This is a genomic window from Longimycelium tulufanense, from assembly GCF_014645795.1.
Taxonomy (GTDB): Bacteria; Actinomycetota; Actinomycetes; order Mycobacteriales; family Pseudonocardiaceae; genus Longimycelium; species Longimycelium tulufanense.
The window spans coordinates 1-17206 of sequence record NZ_BMMK01000002.1; the positions used below are offsets into that span (position 1 = coordinate 1).

Below are 17206 nucleotides of genomic sequence, written 5' to 3' on the forward strand. Positions count from 1 at the left end.
CGACACCACCCGACCCCTCCAACTCCTCGGCCTCACAACATGAAACGAACTCGCCGAGACCCTGGCCCTCACCGGGGGGCGAGCCCCACGACGAGCCTACCGATCTGCTCATACAGGTCAAAACGGGTGTCCACAGGGCGAGGGAGCTATCCACAGGCCGCAGGGCCGCGCTTGACAGCGCGGATGAGCACCAGTCGGGTTCGCCGGGTGCACGACGGGAAGAGGCGCGTCCACAACGGATGTCCGTTGTGGACACTTTGGTGTCTTTGATTGAGTTACTTACGAAAGTCCGATTGACCGGGTATGTGCCGCAACCAATGGCAATTGTCACCGAATCGCGTGGTTTTTGCCTCCTTCGGTGGATTCGGCGAAACCTCCGCCTGCCCTGGCACGATTGATCCCCACAAACCGGGCCGGGCGCCGACGTCGAGCGCCGCGGCCGGCCCGGGGTAACCGACGCACCGGCCGGAGCACTCGGGTGGTGGACTCCCCCGTGGTGTCTGGCGCGTCGCCGCCGGATTCCTGACGCCCCACTGAGAGGATCTTGGTCGTGCCGTGGAACTACTGGCACCGGATCGAACTGTTCCGGATCGACCGTGGGCGGCGGGTGCTCCAGCACTCGCAGGATGTCGACGACCATGGGCCCTACGTGTGTCGTGGGGCCGAGGAGTGGGCCCGCATCGTGACCGAGGACCATCTGGAGCGGTGGTCGCTGCCGCACGGGCGGTGGCTGGTCGTGGTGTGGCGGCTCGACCAGGAGCGGAGTCCGGTCGCGAAGCTGTGTGAGGTCCGGCTCAACTGGAACGGGCGGCCGTCGGAATCCGACATCACCGACTCGACGCGGTTCCGCGGGATCCGCGGCTGAGCGCGTCTTGGCCGAGTCTCGTCGCTGATCTCCCGCGCTACGCACTCCTTGGGAATCTCGCCCGGCTCGTCGGACGTCGGCGTGACGACCGCGTCGAGGAGAATGTCCCGCGGCAGCCGGTGACCAACCGAGAACCGCAACGGTCAAGTCCTCAAGGTTGAGGACTGGCCGGGACATCGCACCGCCGGTGAGGATGGTCCAGCAGGTTTCGCCCCGGCTGCACCAGTTCCACCCGGCCGGCCATCCGTGGTCCAGGTGTGCTGATGCGGTTCGCGGTACTGCCGCACGAAGGGGAATACACGGTGCCCGAATACTACGTCACCGTTCCGGTTCGTCACATCGACTCCGTCACAGTACCCAACCCGAATCAGACAAGAACATACTATCGAGAGTTCAGGGTACGACTGAGACAGCCCGAAACTGGCATCACAACGAGCCGGTTCAGGTGCCCGATGTGTGGCCGGTTTTTTCGAGTGACGGTGGCCAGCGGGCCAAAACGAAGGTTCTTTGGACTCTTCCGGACAAAAATTGTGTCGAACCTTCGTCCGGAGTCGGGGTTCGACAGGCGAGTCACGGCCGGAATTTTTGCCAACAGAGCTCAGCATTATCTACCAGACTGACAGGTCTCGAGCGGTCCTGTCACCTGCTGGCACAACCCGGACAAAGCGGATCTTACCGAGGTCAGAATCGGGGGCCGTCACGTGTAGGAATTCTTTTGAGGCCGAAACCGTTGAAAAATTTCGCACCCCAGCCAGGGGCACCGGTCCATCAGATCTGCACCGAAAGAACGGCGGTCCTGGCCCGCAGCCGGTCACCGACAAACAACCAGTACGACGAGGTGCGAGAAGTGTGACTCTTGATCGCGCTGGCTGAGAACCCGGGTGCTGCCTCGGTGCTCGCCTTCCACTGCCTGGCCGGTTCAGGGCTGCCGGCGTGGCGTACTCCCACTCGGCATTTCCGCAACCGGATACGATCACACGTCCCGCCGGACCTCGGGTCCGGCTAGCCCACGACCCGAACCACGAGCAGTGCCACGTCGTCCTGGCAGGCCGGGGTGTACATCGCTGCCAGGATCCGGTCGCAGATCTCCTCGACCGGGCAGTCGTCGCCGAGCCCGGCCACCACGTCCCGCAGCCGGTCGGTCAGCTCGTCCGGGTCGGCCCCGCGTACCTCGATGATCCCGTCGGTGTACAGCACGAGCAGGGAGCCGTCCGGGCAGTCCACCCGGCTCTCCCGGCGCTCCACCCCGCGCAGCGCGCCCAGCAGGGGGGAGCGTGGGCTGGTCAACCAGTCCACCGTGCCGTCGGGGGTACGGATCAGCGGGGCAGGATGCCCCGCGTTGGCGACCTGCAGTTTCCGTCGCGCCGCCCCGTTGTGTGGTTCCAGGCGCAGGCAGGCCGCCGTGGCCATCGAGCCCATGCGCAGCTCGTGCACCATCTCGTCGCAACGGTCCAGCACCGCGCCGGGCCCGCGCCCCTCCCACGCGCAGGCGCGCAGCAGACCGCGCAGCTGCCCCATCGCCGCGGCCGCTCGCAGGTCGTGGCCGACCACGTCCCCCACCACCAGCCCGACGGCGCCGTCGGGCAGCGGGAGCACGTCGTACCAGTCCCCACCCACCTCGGCCTCACCGGCGCCGACCAGGTACCGGGCGGCCAGTGCCAGGCCCGGCACCTCCGGCGGTTCCGGCAGCAGGCTCTGCTGCAACGTCAACGCCGCCTGGTGCTCCCGCACGTACAGCCGCGCGTTGTCCACGGCGAGCGCGGCGCGGCCGGCGAGGTTGCTGGCGAGGTCGAGGTCGCTCTGGGTGTACCGGCGACCGTAGGGCCGCTCGGTACCGAGCACCATCGCGCCGAGCACGCGGCCCCGCGCGCGGAGCGGCACCACCACCATCGACATCGGGCGCAGCTCGCGGAAGAGCCGGACCATCTCCGGGTCGTTCGCCGCCACGATGGGCCGGTCGGAGGGCATTTCCGGGATCAGGACCGGGGGTCCCCCGGAGAGCACGCGGGACACCGGGCCGCTGCCGCCGACGCGCGGGGACACCAGCTCACCGATCCGGTACAGCACGCCCACGCGGTCGGCCACCCGGTGCGTCGCCGCGACCCTGCTGGCCGCGCCGACGCCGGGTTCGTCCAGCAGGTCGACGCAGCAGAAGTCGGCCATCGAGGGCACGACGAGCCGGGCCAGCAGGCGCGCCGCACCCACCGTGTCCAGTGTGGCGGTCAGCGAGGTGGTGGCCTCGGTGAGCAACCGAAGGTGCTGCCGGGTTTCCTCGGCGGCGGCCAGCGCGGCCCGGCGCTGGTGCTCCACCAGCACCCGTTCGGTGACGTCGGACTGCACCAGCACGAAGTTCGTCAGCCGGCCGGTACTGTCCTGCACCGGGCTGACCCGCACCTCGTTCCAGAAGGCGGTGCCGTTGCGCCGGTAGTTGAGCAACACCTCGGTGGCCGGCCGGCGGTCCCGCATCGCGCGCAGCAGCCGGTCAGCCACGACCGGGTCGGTGTCCCGCCCGTGCAGCAGCGTCGTGCTGCGGCCGAGCACCTCGTGCGGCTCGTAGCCGGCCATCCGGGTGAAGGCGGGGTTGACCCAGCGGATCGGGAAGTCGGGGCCACCGGCGTCGGTGACCACCACGGCCGCGTCGGTGTTGGCCAGCGCCCGACTGCGCAGCAGGTCCAGCCAACGGTCGAGCAGCCCCTCGTCCTCGGCGAGCCGCACCAGCACTACCAGCGCCACGCCCTGCGGGCCGTGTCCGGGTAGCGGCACCGCGGTCAGCCACAGCACGTCGTGCTCGTTGCCGCCGACGCAGACCGGCTCCCCGGCCACGTGCTGGCCGCCGGCCGCCCGGTGCAGCGGGGACCACGGGTCGCCCAGCGGCCGCCCGTCCACATCGGTCAGGCCGGCCGCCTTGCCCCAGGCGTCCACGTCCACCGGGAGCCGAACGCCGGGGGTCAGGGTCGCGGCGGCCTCGTTCGCCCGCACCACCGAGCGGGTGGAGAGGTCGACCACGAGCACCGGAGTCGGGGCCGACTCGATGCCCTCCGGCAGTACCGCCGGGCCGGGAGGGCTCATCGCGTTTTCCCTCGCGTCCGAAGTGAATCCACCGAACCAGGCGCGCCTTTGCGGCAGCTTAAGCCCGATCCGCGACCCCCGGCAGCCCGCAACAGGGTGTGGATGTCCGAAACGGCGGGCCGATTCGGGGGTGGGGTGTGGGGGAACGCGAGCGGCCTCACCGGCCGGGGTCGGCGGGGCCCGGCGTGTCGCTGGGGGTCTCCGGCGTGCTCGCCGCGGGCTGGGCGGGGGCCGGGCCGTCCAGCCGGGCGAGCGGCTCCGGGCTGGCGAAGGTCGCGACGAGCGTCGCGCCCAGCGCGACCAGGGCCATGGTGCCGATCACGGGCTCGATACGACGTGTACCGCGAGGTGGCGGGCGGAACGAGCATCGCAACGCAGCGATGAGGCGCGCAGTGCGGCCCGGGGGCGAGCAATCCGACCCGGAGGGCTGGCACCGTTCATCCATCGGTGTTACTCCATCCGTCTTCCTGACCCGTCCGTTCGGACGACGCGCGACACCGGCGGATGTTGTCCCGATGCGAGCTGGCTCACGGGGCGGAGGGCGCTGCTAGCTGTGCGGCCTCGCGCCCCTGGCGTGCCGGCTCGGCCCGCGGCCTTGACCGCGTCCGCGGGCGCTACCCCGGTCAGCGGGTACCGGCCGGGTAGGGCGGGATCACCTCGAAGGCGTTGACGGGCCGGTGGGGCACGGTGGTGGGCGACTCCAGGTGCACCGCCCCGCTCGGCAGGATGCCCGCGCCGCCGCGGGTCGCCATCACCCGCCACTGCGCCAGCACGTCCTCCCCGGAGTGTTCCGGCGGCAACCGGCGCCAGAAGTCGAAGCCGCCCACCGCCTCCAGCGCCGCCCGGTCGTAGAGCACGCAACCACCGACCCAGGCCACCTTGTAGGCCCGCCACTGCCCGGGCCGCAGCTTCCGGCGCTGCGCCAGGTGCGCGGGGTTGGCGGCGTTGTGCAGGGTCCACCGCTGCCAGGCCGGTGATCCCGGTTCGACGCGTTCCGGCCGCACCGGCCCGTCCCATTCCTCGTAAGGGGCCAGCTCCCGCGGCCGAACATCGTCCAAATAGGACAGACCCTGCACCGCGGCGCCGACGAAACCGCATCCCAGCACCTGGATCGCCCGGTGCAGCCGGTGCACCGTGCCCGGTTCCAGCCAGACGTCGTCGTCGAGGAAGAGGACGTAGGGCGCGCTCGAGGACGCCAGCAGGTGGGCCCGGTGCTCGGCGATGCCGCGGCGCGGCAGGTGCTGTCCCCACTCGACCGGATGGCCGCCGGCACGCAGGACCCGGGCCATCGCCCGGGCGGGCGGGGTGGCATAGGACGGTTCGGTGTCGGACTGGTCGCTGACGAGCACACGGAACGGTGCACCCGGCTGCGCGGCCAGTCCCGACAGCGCGGTCGCCAGCTCAACGGGTCGGTCGCGGGTGGCGACGAGGATGTCGATCATCCCCGCATCGCCGCCCCGGCGCGGATCCGGCGGATGAGCGCGCTGGTGGAGTGGTCGGGCACGTAGTCGAGGATCCGCACCTCGCCGCCGAGGCGCCGCACCAGCTCGGCCTCGGCCAGCGCCTGGGCGCGGTAGTCCCCGCCCTTGGCGTAGACGTCCGGCCGCACCCGTTCCAGCAGGACCGCCGGCGTGTCCTCGCCGAAGACCACGACGTGGTCGACGCAGCTCAGCGCGGCCAGCACGGCGGCCCGGTCCGCGGCCGGGTTCACCGGGCGGTCCGGACCCTTGAGCCGGGCGACGCCGGCGTCGTCGTTGACCGCGACCACGAGCACGTCCCCCAGCCGCTTCGCCTGGTTCAGGTAGGCGACGTGCCCGCGGTGCAGCACGTCGAAGCAGCCGTTGGTGAACACGATCCGACGGCCGGCGGCCCGGTGCTCGGCCAGGAGCCGGGCGAGCTGGTCGGCGTCGACGGCCGCGGTGCGGTAGCTGCCGAGCCGATCGGCCAGCTCGGCGGCGCTGCACACCGAGGTCGCCGGGCGGCGCACCACGACGTCGGCGGCCGCCTGCGCGAGTTCCACGGCCAGCGCCGGCGGCAGGCGCGCGGCCACGGCCATGGTGAACGCCGCCACGAAGGTGTCCCCGGCGCCGTTGGCGTGGGCCGCCGGGGCGGGCTCCGCCCAGGTGCGGTGTGCCGGGTGTGCCACGGTGCCGGCGCCCTCGACCAGCACGGCGCCGGCCCGGTCCAGGGTGACCACGGCGGTGCCGGCACCACCCGCCGCGAGCAGCTCGCCCCGCCGCCGCTCCACCCAGGCCACCCGCTCCTCGTCCGAGGCGGCCGCGGGCGGCCCGTTCCCGACAAGGGCGAGCGCCTCGGCGGCGTTGGGCGTCATCACATCGGGCCGCACCGCGGCCCAGGGCCGCAGGTCGTGGGCATCGACCACGAGCGGGGGCAGTTCGTCCCGGTGCTCGCGTAGCGCGGCCAGCAGCTCGGGACAGCACACGCCCAGCCCGTAGTCGGCCGCCAGCACGGCGTCGGCGCGCCCGATGGCACGCAGGGCGGCGCGAACCAGCGCGTGGCGCCGTGCGGGCGGCAGCGTCCCGTCGTCACCCTCGTCGAGCCGGGCCAACAGCTGGTCGCTGGCGACGAGGCGGCGTTTGGCCATGGTCCGGCGGCCGGGCTCGGCCAGCACGCCCGAGGTGTCCACCCGGAGCGTCCGCAAGGCCCCGAGCAACCGGCGCCCGTCGTCGTCCGCGCCCACCACGCCGACCAGCTCGACCCGGGCGCCGAGTGCGGCCAGGTTGGCCGCACTGTTGCCGGCGCCGCCGGGTGCGTACACGTCCCGCTGGACCTCCACGACGGGCGCGGGTGCCTCCCGGCACAGCCGGTGGCACTCCCCGGCCAGCCAGCCGTCCAGGATCACGTCGCCCAGCACCGCGATCCGGGGCCGGCGTTCGGCCAGGTCCAGGGGGAGATCGGCGGTGAGGGCGGTGATCACGGCATGCTCCCCTCCCCGGCGGGGACCGGCGCCCGTTCCCCGCGGACCGCCAGCCGCAACGCGGCGAACGCCAGCTCCGCCGGGGCCACGTCGAGGCACTCCTGCCGGTAGGGGCAGCGGAACTGGCGGCAGGGCGCACACGACACGGCGCGGCGCAGCAACGCGGCGGGCGCCGATCGCGGCCGCATCTCCTCCAGCCGCTCTGTTCCGGCGTAGGCGACGACGACCGGGGTCCGCATGGCGTCGGCCAGGTGCATGCAGCCGGAGTTGTTGCACAGCACGACCCCGGCGGCGGCCACGACCGCGGTCAACACCGGTACCGACACCGGCTCCAGCACGCGCACGTCCGGGTGGCCGGCCAGCTCGGCCACCCGGGCGAGGAGCTCCCGTTCGGAGTCCGAGCCGGTGACGAGCACCGGCAGGCCATCCTCGGCCACCCGCCGGGCCGCGGCGGCGAACCGGTCCGCCGGGTAGCACTTGGCCGAGCAGGACCCACCGGGGGCGAGCACCGTGAACGGTTGGTCCACCCCGACCTCGGCCCGGGCCAGTGCCTGCGCCGCGGTTGCCTCGGCATCCGGCGGAACGCGCAGCCGCAGCTCCCGTCCCGCGTCCGGAACGCCCAGGGCCCGCAACAAGTGCAGGCACCGGTCGACCTGGTGGGTCTGCTCCGGGGGAGGCGTCACCCAGTGCGTGGCGACGGCGCCACCGAACTCGGCCGAATGCACCGCCCGGATGCCGACGCCGGCCAGCAGGCCCACGTGCGCGGCCGGCCACGGCGACTGCCGGGCCGAGGTGAACACGAGCATCGCGTCGTAGTCGCGCGTCGCGACCATCTTCACCAGCGCCTGCTCGCGCCAGGACACGCGGGTGGCGTCGCCTGCCGGCCGGGCCGAGGCGTCCTGCCAGGAGGGCGACACCACGAGCATGCCGTCGACGTCCGGCAGGAGCTGGCGCGCGGCCGCGCCGGCCGGCGAGGCGAGCAGGTCGATGTGCGCGGTGGGCGCGGCTCTGCGCAACGCGCGCAGCGCCGGGGTGAGCATGACGACGTCGCCGAGGTTGTCCGGTCGCACGACCAGCACCCGGCGCAGCTCCCGCCACCGCGGCGGGGCGCCGCAGTCGGCGGCCGGGTGGCCGGTGGGTCGTGGTCGGAGGCGTCGTCGCCCGCGGGCCATGGCCGTCAACTGCCGTACCGGCACGCGCTGTCCAGGAATCACGGTTCACCTCCGTGCTGGTCGACGCTGGTCGACACCGACGCTCCCGGAAGTTGGGCGGAAAACACCGTCTCGGCCGCCCGGGATGGCCCGCACCTCTCCGGTGCCCGCTTTTCCGCGGGTGAAACCCGCCGCAGGTCGCAGCGTCGCCGCGCGGTCGGACCCGGGCAACCCGGGCGGCGGTTGTCGGGTCCCACCAACCTCCGTACGGTTGGAGTCGCTGGCGGCGTGCGGAGGGCTGCTGCTACAAGCAGAAACCAACGGCGTAGTCGGTGCTACCGGGCGGTATGCCGGACGGCGGTATACGCAAGGTTACGAAAGCGCCGGGCCCGTAGCCGGGTGGTGGGAACCTGCGGTGTGCGGAGGAAAGTGCCATGACCCGAGCAATTGAACATTCGAGGTGACGGGCATTGGTGAGCTTCGCTTCGGGGCGAGAGGCGCGGAGCGCCCAACCGAACAATTGAACACAGCGTGTCGGGTCCAGCGAACGCCGACGGCCTTGCCTGCGTCCTGCCGTCCACTCCACGGATCCGGTTGGGAGGACTCGAGCGATGACCGATCGGAATCAGCAACCCCGACCCGGCGATGAACCGGTGGCCGACGAAGCCGACCCCGAACAGGTGATGGACCTCGCCGTCCGCCGGCACGGTGCGGCCCGGGTCGTCGAGGTGCGCGGTGAGGTGGACATGCTCACCGCACCCGCCCTGCGCGGGCGGCTGCGCGAGGAGCTCGGCGGGGCCCCGCAGCTGGTGGTGGTCGACCTCACCGGGGTCACGTTCCTGGGCTCCAGCGGGCTCGCGGTGCTGGTCGCCGCCGCCCAGCAGGCCAACGACCTGGGCGTGCGGTTCCGCCTGGTGTGCACCACGCGCGCGGTCATCCGCCCGCTGACCGCCACCGGCCTGGCCGACGTGCTGGACACCTGCACCACGCTCGAGCAGGCGTTGGCCGGCGGCACCACCACGACGCCGTCGGGCTGACCGCACCGGTCCGCTACCGCGGCCCGGCCACGCCGAGCCCGAGATGCACGCACTTCAACCGGGTCATCTCGGCCAGGAGCTCCGGCCCGTAGCCGTATCCGGCGCCACTCGCTCCCCGCGGCCGCGCCGCGCCTCCTGGCGCACCACCGAAGACCGCGTTCACCTTCACGGTGCCCACGGGTAGCTCGCGCCAGGCGAGCTGCGCGTGAGCCATCGACGTGGTGAGCACGGTGGCGGCCAGCCCGTACTGTCCCTGCGCCGCCTCCGCCAGGCCCTGGCCGAAGTCCGACACCACGCGCACGGGCGCAACCGGGCCGAACGTTTCCTCCTGCAGCACGAGCATTTCCGGCGTGCAGTCGGCCAGCACCGTGGCCGGATAGCGCGCTCCGGACCCCTCCGGGATCTCCCCGCCAACAAGGCACCGGGCACCGGCTCGGACGGCATCGGTCACCTGGGTGTGCACCTTCCCCCGGTGCGCCACGTCCACCAGTGGGCCCATCTCCACGTCCTCAACGCGCCGCGGCCCCGGCACCCGCCGCCGGGCCTGGGCCACCAGCGCGGCCAGGAACTCCTCGGCGATCCCCTGGTGTACGTAGATCCGTTCCACCGCGGTGCAGCTCTGCCCGGCGTTGGTGAAGGCACCGATCGCGGCCTGCTCAGCCGCCCACCCCGGATCCACGTTCCCGTCAACCAGAAGCGGGTCGTTGCCGCCGTTTTCCAACAGTGCCTTGGCCCCCGTGGTCGCGGCGGCAGCCGCGACGGAGCGCCCGGTTGCCGTGCTACCCACGTGCACGACGAGATCGACGTCGGGCCGTGCGGCTAGTTCGGCACCGATCAGGCCGTCCCCGCACACCGAGATTAGCACGCCGCGCGGCAACACCTCGTTGAGGATCTCGTCCAGCAGCAGCCCGGTGTGTGGGCAACGCTCACTCGGCTTGTGCACCACGGTGTTCCCGGTGACCAGGGCCGCACCGAGCAGCCCGCAGGCCACCGCGACGGGGTCGTTCCACGACGTCAACGCCACGACGACCCCGTAGGGCTCGGGCACCGTCAGATCGGTTGCGCTCCAGCCGCCGAGCAGGGAGTGGCCGCGGTTGACCGGCCCCAGCTCGGCGTACTGCGCCACCGTCCCGGCGCCGGCCAGCACGCCGGCCAACGCCTCGGCGGTGGGTCGACCGGTCTCGGAGTGGTTGAGCCCGGCCAGCCGCTCGGCGGCCGCCTCCAGCCGGCGCCCGGCGGCACGGAGCAGGACGCCCCGGTCGGCGACATCGTTGCGGGCCCAGCCGGGCTGGGCCGCCCGCGCCGTGGCGACCGCCGCCTCGACCTCCTCGGTACCGGCCATCGGCACCGTGCCGACCAGGCTGCCGTCCGTGGGGTTGGTGATGCGCAACGCCTCTCCCCCGCCCATCGCCACCCGCACCGCCTCGGCGGCGCGGTAGCCGGCCACCGTCGCCGGCCGGCCGCCCAACGTCTCGGTCATCGCGTCGACCTCCCGAACTCGAGGGACCCGGCCGCGGAGTACCCGCGGCGGGAAAGCGTCATGCCCGTTTCGGTCGAGGTGGGTGGGGAACCCGTCGAAGGTGAGGAGGTTCTCCGATGTCCGTCCTCCAGCCGTTAGCGCCCGACAGGGATCACTCGCGCGGGGTCGGGGCACTGGGCGAACTCCTGCCCGGTGTCCGTCGCATCCTCGTGCTGCGCGGTGGTGGGGTGGGGGACTTCGTCCTCACTCTCCCGGCCCTGCAGGCACTGCGTGACTCCTACCCGGACGCCGAGATCACCCTGCTGGGACCGGCCTGGCAGGGTGAGTTGCTGGACGGGCGACCGGGTCCGGTGGACCGCACGTGGACGTTGCCCCCGGTACGCGGGCTCAACGGTGACGGCCCGGATCCGGACTCGGCCGAGCTGGCCGAGTTCTTCGCGCTGGCTCGGTTGGAGCGCTTCGATCTCGCGGTGCAGCTGCACGGCGGCGGGCGCTGGTCCAATCCGTTCCTGCGCCGGTTGGGGGCGCGCTACACGGTAGGTGCACGCGAGGCCGATGCGGAGCCGCTGGACCGCTGGCTGCCCTACCACTACTACCAACACGAAGCGTTGCGGCACCTCGAGGTTGTCGGGCTCGCCGGTGCCGCGCCCACCGCCCTGCAGCCTCGGCTGCAGGTGACCGAGGCCGATCTGGCCGAGGCGGACCGGGCGCTGTCCGGCCTGCCCCGGGCGTTGCTGGCCGTGCATCCGGGCGCCGGTGACCGGCGGCGACGATGGCCCACCGAACGGTTTGCCACCGTGGCCGCCAAGATGGTCGAGTGCGGCGCGGGTGTCGTCGTGGTCGGAGACGACCGGGACTCCGACGTCGCCGATCTGGTGGTCGGCCAGTGTTGCGAGGCGGTACCGCTGGCCGACTGGCCTCTGGTGCGCACGCTGGCTGGCAAGGTGAGCCTCGGTGGGCTGCTCGGTGTGTTCGCCCGCAGCACGGTGCTCGTGGGCAACGACAGCGGGCCGCGTCACCTGGCACAGGCCGTGGGTGTCCCGACGGTGAGCGTGTACTGGTGCGGCAACGTCATCAACGCGGGGCCGTTCGGACGGGGTGAGCACCGGGTGCACGTCGCATGGACCACCCAGTGTCCGGAGTGTGGTCTCTCCTGCACCGACCCGTCCGCTGAGCGTTGCCCGCACGACGTGTCGTTCGTGGCCGAGGTCGACGAGGCGGCGGTGCTCGCCGACGTGATCGACCTGTGGGCCGGGGTGAAGAGCCGGAGGTGATGGCAGATGCCTGGTCGCAGAGAACTGCCCTCGACGATCGAGCGGTCTGCGCGCAAGGCGCAGCGCACGTGGATCAAGGCGCACGACTCCGCCGTGGAGACCTACGGCGAGGGGCAGCGGGCGCACCGCGTGGCGTTCGCCGCGTTGAAGCACTCCTTCGAGAAGGTCGGTGACCACTGGGAGCCGAAGGGCGACCGTGGCCCGTCGGACCCGCAGGCGGCCAGGGGTGCGCGGCGGCGGGGCGGAGCCCGACCCGGTAGGGCCGAGGTGCCGCGGCAACGCACCAAGCAGGGCGTGGATATCAGGGCCAGTAAGGAACACCTGTACCAGGTGGCGCAGAAGCTGCGGATCCATGGCCGCTCCCGGATGAACAAAGGTGAGCTGGCCGAGGCGATCCGCAGGGCCAACGCCCGCAAGACCGCGCAGGCCCGCGCCCGACGGTAGCTCGGGCACCGGCGGGTCCGGTCTCGCGGGCCGGGTGCCGCGGTATCCGGTGTGTTCGTCGGCCAGTGTCGTGCGGCAGTGCCACTCATAGTCGTACGGCGACACATGTACTGGCCGGCGGGACCAGTCATGCCTGCCCGCTTCGCAGATCCCCTCCCGCACGGTCGCCAGGACGTGGACTGGAGGGAACGCGGGCTGTCACAGAGACTGACCGTATGGCAGCGGGCGGCAAGGGACTGATCTGGCTCGCGTTCGGTGCCCGCCGCGGCAGGTGGCTCACCACGGACAGCCCACCCCCGACCGAGTCCGAGCGGAGCCGCAACGAGGCGCCGCTGTGGTGGGTGCGTGCTTTCGACACCCCGTTGCTGCACGGCGTGCCCGACAACCGCATCGGTCACCCGGACGGGCGGCGGCTTGGCGCACCGGGCGCGTACGTGGCGGTGTGCGGTGCCGCCGTCTATCCCGCGGCGGCCACCGTGAGCCCGTGGGTGCGGCGTTGCGCCGCCTGTCAGCAGTGGGCGCGCCGGTGGGCAGGGCTGCCCTGGCCACAACTCCCTTACCGGGAACGGGATGACGAGGACGACTAGCCGGAGGCCACCGGGAACCAGTGGCGTCAGGGCCAGGAGGGTTCGCGCTCCGGCCGCGTCACGTTCCCTCCATGGCCCAACGGACCGCGGTGAGCAGGTCGGGCGCCACGAGGGGTGCCTCGTCAACCTCCTCGGGGCGGGTCAGCGGGGTCGGCACCAGCACCGCACGTGCTCCGGCCGCGCGGGCTGCGGCCACATCGCTACCAACGTCACCGATGACCACGACGTCCCACGGGTTCACGGCCAGCCGGGTCGCGGCGGCGAACACCAGGCCCGGCGCGGGTTTGCGGCACACACAGCCTTCCTGCGGAACATGGCGGCAGACGGCCCAGACGTCGAACGGGCCGAGCAGTTCCTCGACACGGGCATTCACCGCGCGCAGCTGTGCCTCGCTGACGAGCCCTCGCCCCACCCCCGACTGGTTGGTGAGAACGCCGGTGCACACGCCCTCTCGCCGCAGGATCGCCAATGCGGCCCGCGCGCTTGGCATCGGGCGCACCTGTCCGGGGTCGGCGTTGTACGGAACATCTCGCACCAAGGTGCCGTCCCGATCGAGCAGGACGGCACCGGGGACTTTCGTCCGCGCCCTTCGGGTGGACCGAGTGCTTACCGTCGTCGGACTCACAAAGGAGGAGTTATCTCGCCTTGTCGGCGGTAAACCCGGTTGGCGCCATCACTACTTGCCGTAGCTGTCGGCGCCGCGACAACCCGCACGACGCGGTGCGCGCCGACCAAGGTCAGGGCGTCAAGGGCCGAACTTCCCGGCGGGGCCACGACAACCAACTGTTGCCCGGCGGCGTCGGCGGCCCGGCCGACCTCCAGCAAAGCCCGCACGGCACCGTCTGTCACCTCGCCCACATCGCGCAGATCCACCACGACGGGGAACGCACCGCCCCGGGAGGCGTGCAGCAACGCGCGACGCAGCGGTGGGCCGGACCGCTCGGGCAGGTCGCCCCGCACCACGACCTCGCCCGGCCGGGTGCGCAGGTCGAGCCGCACGTCGGCGGCACCCGAGGCCGGCGGAACGGGTTGGCTCTCCCGGCGGGGCGCCTTGCGGAGGGTGACGGTCGTCCCGATCGACGAAGGGTCCACCTGCACCTCGTCAACGCACTCCTGCATCAGCAACAGGCCGCGACCGCGCAGGCCGGGATCCGGCTTGGGGGGCCGCCACCAGCCGCCGTCGGCCACCACCATGTGAACGGTGCCGTCGTGATCCAGCGACCCGCTGACCCGGATCATGCCGGCCTGGCCCGGTGGGTAGGCGTGCTCCACGGCGTTGGCGGCCGCCTCGCCCACCGCCTGTTCCAGGTCCTGCACGTCGTCGGTGCCCAGGCCGAGACCCTCCAGCCATTCCCGCACCTGGTCGCGCACGGCCGGCAGCCGGCCGGCCCGTGCCGGGAAGGTCAGGACGAGGTCGGCGGGTGGCGGCTCCGGGCTGAGCACCAACAGCACGGCACCTTCGCCCCCGGCACCGGGCGGGCGCCGCGCGAGACGCTCGGCGATCCGGTCACACAGCTCCCCCGGGTCTGTGGGCGGGTCGGCGACCAGCGCGGCGAGCCGGCCGGGCGGGCTCTCCCGGCCCGGCGCCCGGCGCCCAGCCCCGGCGGTGTGCAGCACCACCATCTCCTCCGGGGAGATGGGGCAGGCACGGGCCGCCTCGGGACGCTCGGCCGAAGGCAACCCGAGCAGGCTCCCGCGGCAACCGACGAGCTGGCGCACCGAGTTCGGCCCCACCACCAGTGGGCCGGCGGAACCGGCGCAGGCGCACTCCAGGGATCGGGTGGCCGGGTCGAACACGACCAGACACAACGACACCCCGCGCAGCGCGGGCAACACCTCGGCATAGCGGTCCAGGCCGGCCATGGCCATGGCCGCGTCCCGACCGTGCAGCAGTTGCACCGCAAGAGCACCACGCAACCGTTCGACGGCCACCGCGCCGAGCGAGCCCTGCTGGGCGGGCAGGTGGCCGACGGCGGCCGCGAGCCGACCGTCGGGCAACGCCACCACGTCGTAGAAATCCCGGCCGCCGCGTCGCTCGTCGCCGGGCACGACACGGACCGCGAGCCGGGCACCGGGCAGCGAGGGCAAGCCTCCCTCGTCGGCCGGGTACACCACCCCAGGTTCTTCGTCCGACACGTCCGCTCCTGGCCTCGACCGGGGGCTCCCAGCACAGCGCCTCATGAACATGCACGCAAGGGTCACGACGTGCCCCGTTCCGCCTGCCGCTGGATTCCCGAGGAGTAATTGCGGCAAACCGCCCCTGGTCAGTGATCCGCCGAAGGGGATATCGGGCCCAGCGAGGGGCCGATCACCGGCAGTAGATCACTACCCGGGCGGCCGACGAATCACTACGCCCATCGGACATGAGCCGGCTGCCAAGGCGTTTCCCAAGCCCGGATGGGACAGGTCGCTGGTCAGGCCAGCCGGCACCCCTTCGATTGATCAGGGCCGGAAAATCCACCCTGCTGGCGTAGCCCGGGGCCCCTACGCGGTGGATCAGCACCGAACGAAGTGCGAGTGGGACGGTATTGGCCGAGGTGGCTCGGGTGCCTGCCGCCCAGGGCCAGGTTGCCGGACGGAAACCAGCGCTCTCGGGAGACCGTTGGTTGATCGCGTGACGGGGCCGGGAACCGCCGGTGCCCCTCGGCCAGGACCGAACCGGAAAACCGCCCCTGCCCGAACCGGCACCAGAAGGTCGCCCAACCGAGCGTGTCCGCCCGGCCGGTGGGGCCCCGGGATGCCGCGGGCGAGATCGAGCCGCTCGGCGTCCTGCCTGTGGCGGGTCCTGGATATCCGCCAAGCGATGCCACGCGAAAACTCAGGACGTCGGCTGGGTTTCGGGCCGGGGCCGGGTGCTCGGCCGCCGGGCCGGCGGGACCACGTCCCCGTCCGCCAGGCGATCGGCCAACGCACACTCCAGCCGGTGCACCGCCTCGTCGAGCCTGGTCCGCGGATCGCCCCGGAAGTGCTGTGCCAAGCCGTGGCCGGGTCGCCACCACAGCCGCGCGTGCATCAGCGTGGTGTGCCGGCCGGGACCGGGCCGCAGCCGCAGTTGCACCCCACACAACCCGTGCCGGCCGCCCGCCTTCCACGCCACGAGCCGGTTGTCGTGGTCGGCCGTCCGCTCCACCGGGATGATCAGCGGGTGGCCGCTCGGGGCCACCAGGTGGACCCGGACCAGGCGGTCGCTCACCCGGTCGATCCGCCGGATCTCGGTGACCAGGTCGGCGAGCACGCACCCGTCCCGGCAGTAGCGGTACACCGCGGTCACCGGCTCCCCGACCATCAGGTCGGCCGACACCTCCCGGCCCCGCACCGCCGCGGCCAGCCGGCCCACCGGGCGCCGGGTGACCAGCGCCGCGGCCGCGGCAGCCAGCGGCACCGCCACCAGCACGAGCCGCCGCCAGAACACCCGCATCTGCTCGTTCCGCTCGCCCATGTCGTATCGCCTCCGAACGCCGTTCTCGCCAACGCTCCCGCGACGGGCCCAGTCCACACCCGTCGACGCCCGAGCGCTACCGGTACGCCGGGTCGGTGAACGGGAACGGCCGAATGCGCCGGACAGCGGCGACGCAGCGTGTAACCCGGCCGGACCGGGGGTAACCCGGTCCAGGAGCGGGTGCTCGTGCCGGCCGGGTTGGGCAGGGGAGCAGCGGCCGGGCGGGGCCCGCTCCCCGGGTCGGGCAACCGCAGCCCACCCCGTGCGGAAGGAGGTAGTCGTGCCGAGCATCGTCAAGTCCGTCGACGTCGGCGTGCCCGTGCGCACGGCCTACGACCAGTGGACCCAGTTCGAGACGTTCCCGAACTTCATGCCGGGGGTGCGGCGCGTCCAGCAGGTGACCGACACCCGGACCCACTGGGAGACCGAGATCGCGGGCACGCACCGGGAGTTCGACGCCGAGATCACCGAGCAACGTCCAGACGAGCGTGTCGCGTGGCGGTCGATCACCGGGCCCCGGCAGGCCGGCGTGGTCACCTTCCACCGGCTGGACGACGAGCACACCCGCGTCCACCTGCAGCTGGACTGGGAGCCCGAGGGCTTCACCGAGCTGGCAGCCAGTGCGCTGGGCATCGTGCAGCGCCGCGTGCGCAACGACCTCGACCGCTTCCGGGAGTTCATCGAGGCCCGCGGCGGGTCGACCGGGGGCTGGCGCGGTGAGGTGCAGCGGCCGCCGCAGGCCGGCGAGCAGGAAACCTCCGCCGCGGGCGGGACCGCCGGCGGACCATCGCGGGCGGCGGGGACCGAAGCCGCTGGCGAGGACCCCTTCGGGAGCTCGGGGCCGGGACCGGTAACACCCCCCGGCAGTGGCCCGTCGGACAAGCCACCGGGTGGCTGAGGCCGCGCCAGCGCCACGCCCGGC

At 72.6% G+C, this 17206-nt stretch carries 15 protein-coding genes; 6 read left to right on the top strand and 9 right to left on the bottom strand.

Annotation, left to right across the window (positions count from 1 at the left end):
* Positions 1–550: 550 nt before the first annotated feature.
* On the top strand, positions 551–865 hold the full coding sequence (locus IEY55_RS02285; protein WP_189053387.1) for a hypothetical protein: 315 nt from the start codon (positions 551–553) through the stop codon (positions 863–865).
* A gap of 1002 nt (positions 866–1867) precedes the next feature.
* On the opposite strand, the gene IEY55_RS02290 is transcribed toward IEY55_RS02285, so the two are convergent.
* From IEY55_RS02290 to IEY55_RS02310, 5 genes are all read right to left on the bottom strand, one after another.
* Positions 1868–3934: a SpoIIE family protein phosphatase gene (locus IEY55_RS02290; RefSeq protein WP_189053389.1), complete on the bottom strand. Its 2067-nt coding sequence runs from the start codon at positions 3932–3934 to the stop codon at positions 1868–1870.
* Between the two features lie 157 nt (positions 3935–4091).
* A complete protein-coding gene (locus IEY55_RS02295) occupies positions 4092–4256 on the bottom strand; it encodes a hypothetical protein (RefSeq protein WP_189053391.1) in 165 nt (54 codons plus the stop codon).
* A gap of 301 nt (positions 4257–4557) precedes the next feature.
* Positions 4558–5376 carry a glycosyltransferase family 2 protein gene (locus tag IEY55_RS02300; protein ID WP_189053393.1) on the bottom strand — a complete coding sequence of 273 codons (819 nt, stop codon included), beginning with the start codon at positions 5374–5376 and terminating at the stop codon, positions 4558–4560.
* The gene (gene rfaE2 / locus IEY55_RS02305; RefSeq protein ID WP_189053395.1) at positions 5373–6872 is read right to left on the bottom strand and encodes a D-glycero-beta-D-manno-heptose 1-phosphate adenylyltransferase; all 1500 of its coding nucleotides are present in this window, start codon (positions 6870–6872) and stop codon (positions 5373–5375) included. Before rfaE2 ends, IEY55_RS02300 begins: the two co-directional genes overlap by 4 nt.
* Entirely contained in the window at positions 6869–8086 is a 1218-nt protein-coding gene (locus IEY55_RS02310) for a glycosyltransferase family 9 protein (protein ID WP_229685898.1), read from the bottom strand. Before IEY55_RS02310 ends, rfaE2 begins: the two co-directional genes overlap by 4 nt.
* A 548-nt stretch (positions 8087–8634) precedes the next feature.
* On the opposite strand from IEY55_RS02310, the gene IEY55_RS02315 reads away from it, so the two are divergent.
* Complete coding sequence (locus tag IEY55_RS02315; RefSeq protein ID WP_189053397.1) at positions 8635–9060, top strand: anti-sigma factor antagonist; 426 nt, start codon at positions 8635–8637, stop codon at positions 9058–9060.
* Between the two features lie 13 nt (positions 9061–9073).
* Here the strand turns inward: IEY55_RS02315 and IEY55_RS02320 are convergent, their stop codons facing one another.
* Positions 9074–10468, bottom strand: a complete 1395-nt coding sequence (locus tag IEY55_RS02320) for an aldehyde dehydrogenase family protein (protein WP_189054183.1) — start codon at positions 10466–10468, stop codon at positions 9074–9076.
* A 188-nt stretch (positions 10469–10656) separates the two neighbouring features.
* On the opposite strand from IEY55_RS02320, the gene IEY55_RS02325 reads away from it, so the two are divergent.
* The 3 genes from IEY55_RS02325 to IEY55_RS02335 all read left to right on the top strand — a co-directional run bounded on the left by IEY55_RS02325 (position 10657) and on the right by IEY55_RS02335 (position 12845).
* Positions 10657–11814 carry a glycosyltransferase family 9 protein gene (locus tag IEY55_RS02325; RefSeq protein ID WP_189053399.1) on the top strand — a complete coding sequence of 386 codons (1158 nt, stop codon included), beginning with the start codon at positions 10657–10659 and terminating at the stop codon, positions 11812–11814.
* Positions 11815–11820: 6 nt separating this feature from the next.
* A complete protein-coding gene (locus IEY55_RS02330; RefSeq protein WP_189053400.1) occupies positions 11821–12258 on the top strand; it encodes a ChaB family protein in 438 nt (145 codons plus the stop codon).
* A 215-nt stretch (positions 12259–12473) separates the two neighbouring features.
* The gene (locus IEY55_RS02335) at positions 12474–12845 is read left to right on the top strand and encodes a hypothetical protein (protein ID WP_189053402.1); all 372 of its coding nucleotides are present in this window, start codon (positions 12474–12476) and stop codon (positions 12843–12845) included.
* Between the two features lie 58 nt (positions 12846–12903).
* Here IEY55_RS02335 and IEY55_RS02340 read toward each other — a convergent pair whose 3' ends face one another.
* From IEY55_RS02340 to IEY55_RS02350, 3 genes are all read right to left on the bottom strand, one after another.
* Positions 12904–13470 (bottom strand): D-glycero-alpha-D-manno-heptose-1,7-bisphosphate 7-phosphatase, encoded by a 567-nt coding sequence (locus IEY55_RS02340; RefSeq protein WP_189053404.1) that lies wholly within the window; start codon positions 13468–13470, stop codon positions 12904–12906.
* Positions 13467–14981, bottom strand: a complete 1515-nt coding sequence (locus IEY55_RS02345; protein ID WP_189053406.1) for an ATP-binding protein — start codon at positions 14979–14981, stop codon at positions 13467–13469. The genes IEY55_RS02340 and IEY55_RS02345 overlap by 4 nt, the downstream gene beginning before the upstream one ends.
* A gap of 682 nt (positions 14982–15663) precedes the next feature.
* Positions 15664–16284 (bottom strand): hypothetical protein, encoded by a 621-nt coding sequence (locus IEY55_RS02350; RefSeq protein WP_189053408.1) that lies wholly within the window; start codon positions 16282–16284, stop codon positions 15664–15666.
* Positions 16285–16564: 280 nt separating this feature from the next.
* Between IEY55_RS02350 and IEY55_RS02355 the strand changes: the two genes are divergently transcribed.
* Complete coding sequence (locus tag IEY55_RS02355; protein ID WP_189053409.1) at positions 16565–17182, top strand: SRPBCC family protein; 618 nt, start codon at positions 16565–16567, stop codon at positions 17180–17182.
* The last annotated feature ends 24 nt before the right edge of the window (positions 17183–17206 follow it).

Coding starts and splice junctions, on each gene's coding strand:
- IEY55_RS02330 (WP_189053400.1), top strand. CDS start 11,821: ATGCCTGGTCGCAGAGAACTGCCCTCGACGATCGAGCGGTCTGCGCGC.
- IEY55_RS02335 (WP_189053402.1), top strand. CDS start 12,474: ATGGCAGCGGGCGGCAAGGGACTGATCTGGCTCGCGTTCGGTGCCCGC.
- IEY55_RS02315 (WP_189053397.1), top strand. CDS start 8,635: ATGACCGATCGGAATCAGCAACCCCGACCCGGCGATGAACCGGTGGCC.
- IEY55_RS02320 (WP_189054183.1), bottom strand. CDS start 10,468: ATGGGCGGGGGAGAGGCGTTGCGCATCACCAACCCCACGGACGGCAGC.
- IEY55_RS02325 (WP_189053399.1), top strand. CDS start 10,657: ATGTCCGTCCTCCAGCCGTTAGCGCCCGACAGGGATCACTCGCGCGGG.
- IEY55_RS02300 (WP_189053393.1), bottom strand. CDS start 5,376: ATGATCGACATCCTCGTCGCCACCCGCGACCGACCCGTTGAGCTGGCG.
- IEY55_RS02290 (WP_189053389.1), bottom strand. CDS start 3,934: ATGAGCCCTCCCGGCCCGGCGGTACTGCCGGAGGGCATCGAGTCGGCC.
- IEY55_RS02350 (WP_189053408.1), bottom strand. CDS start 16,284: ATGGGCGAGCGGAACGAGCAGATGCGGGTGTTCTGGCGGCGGCTCGTG.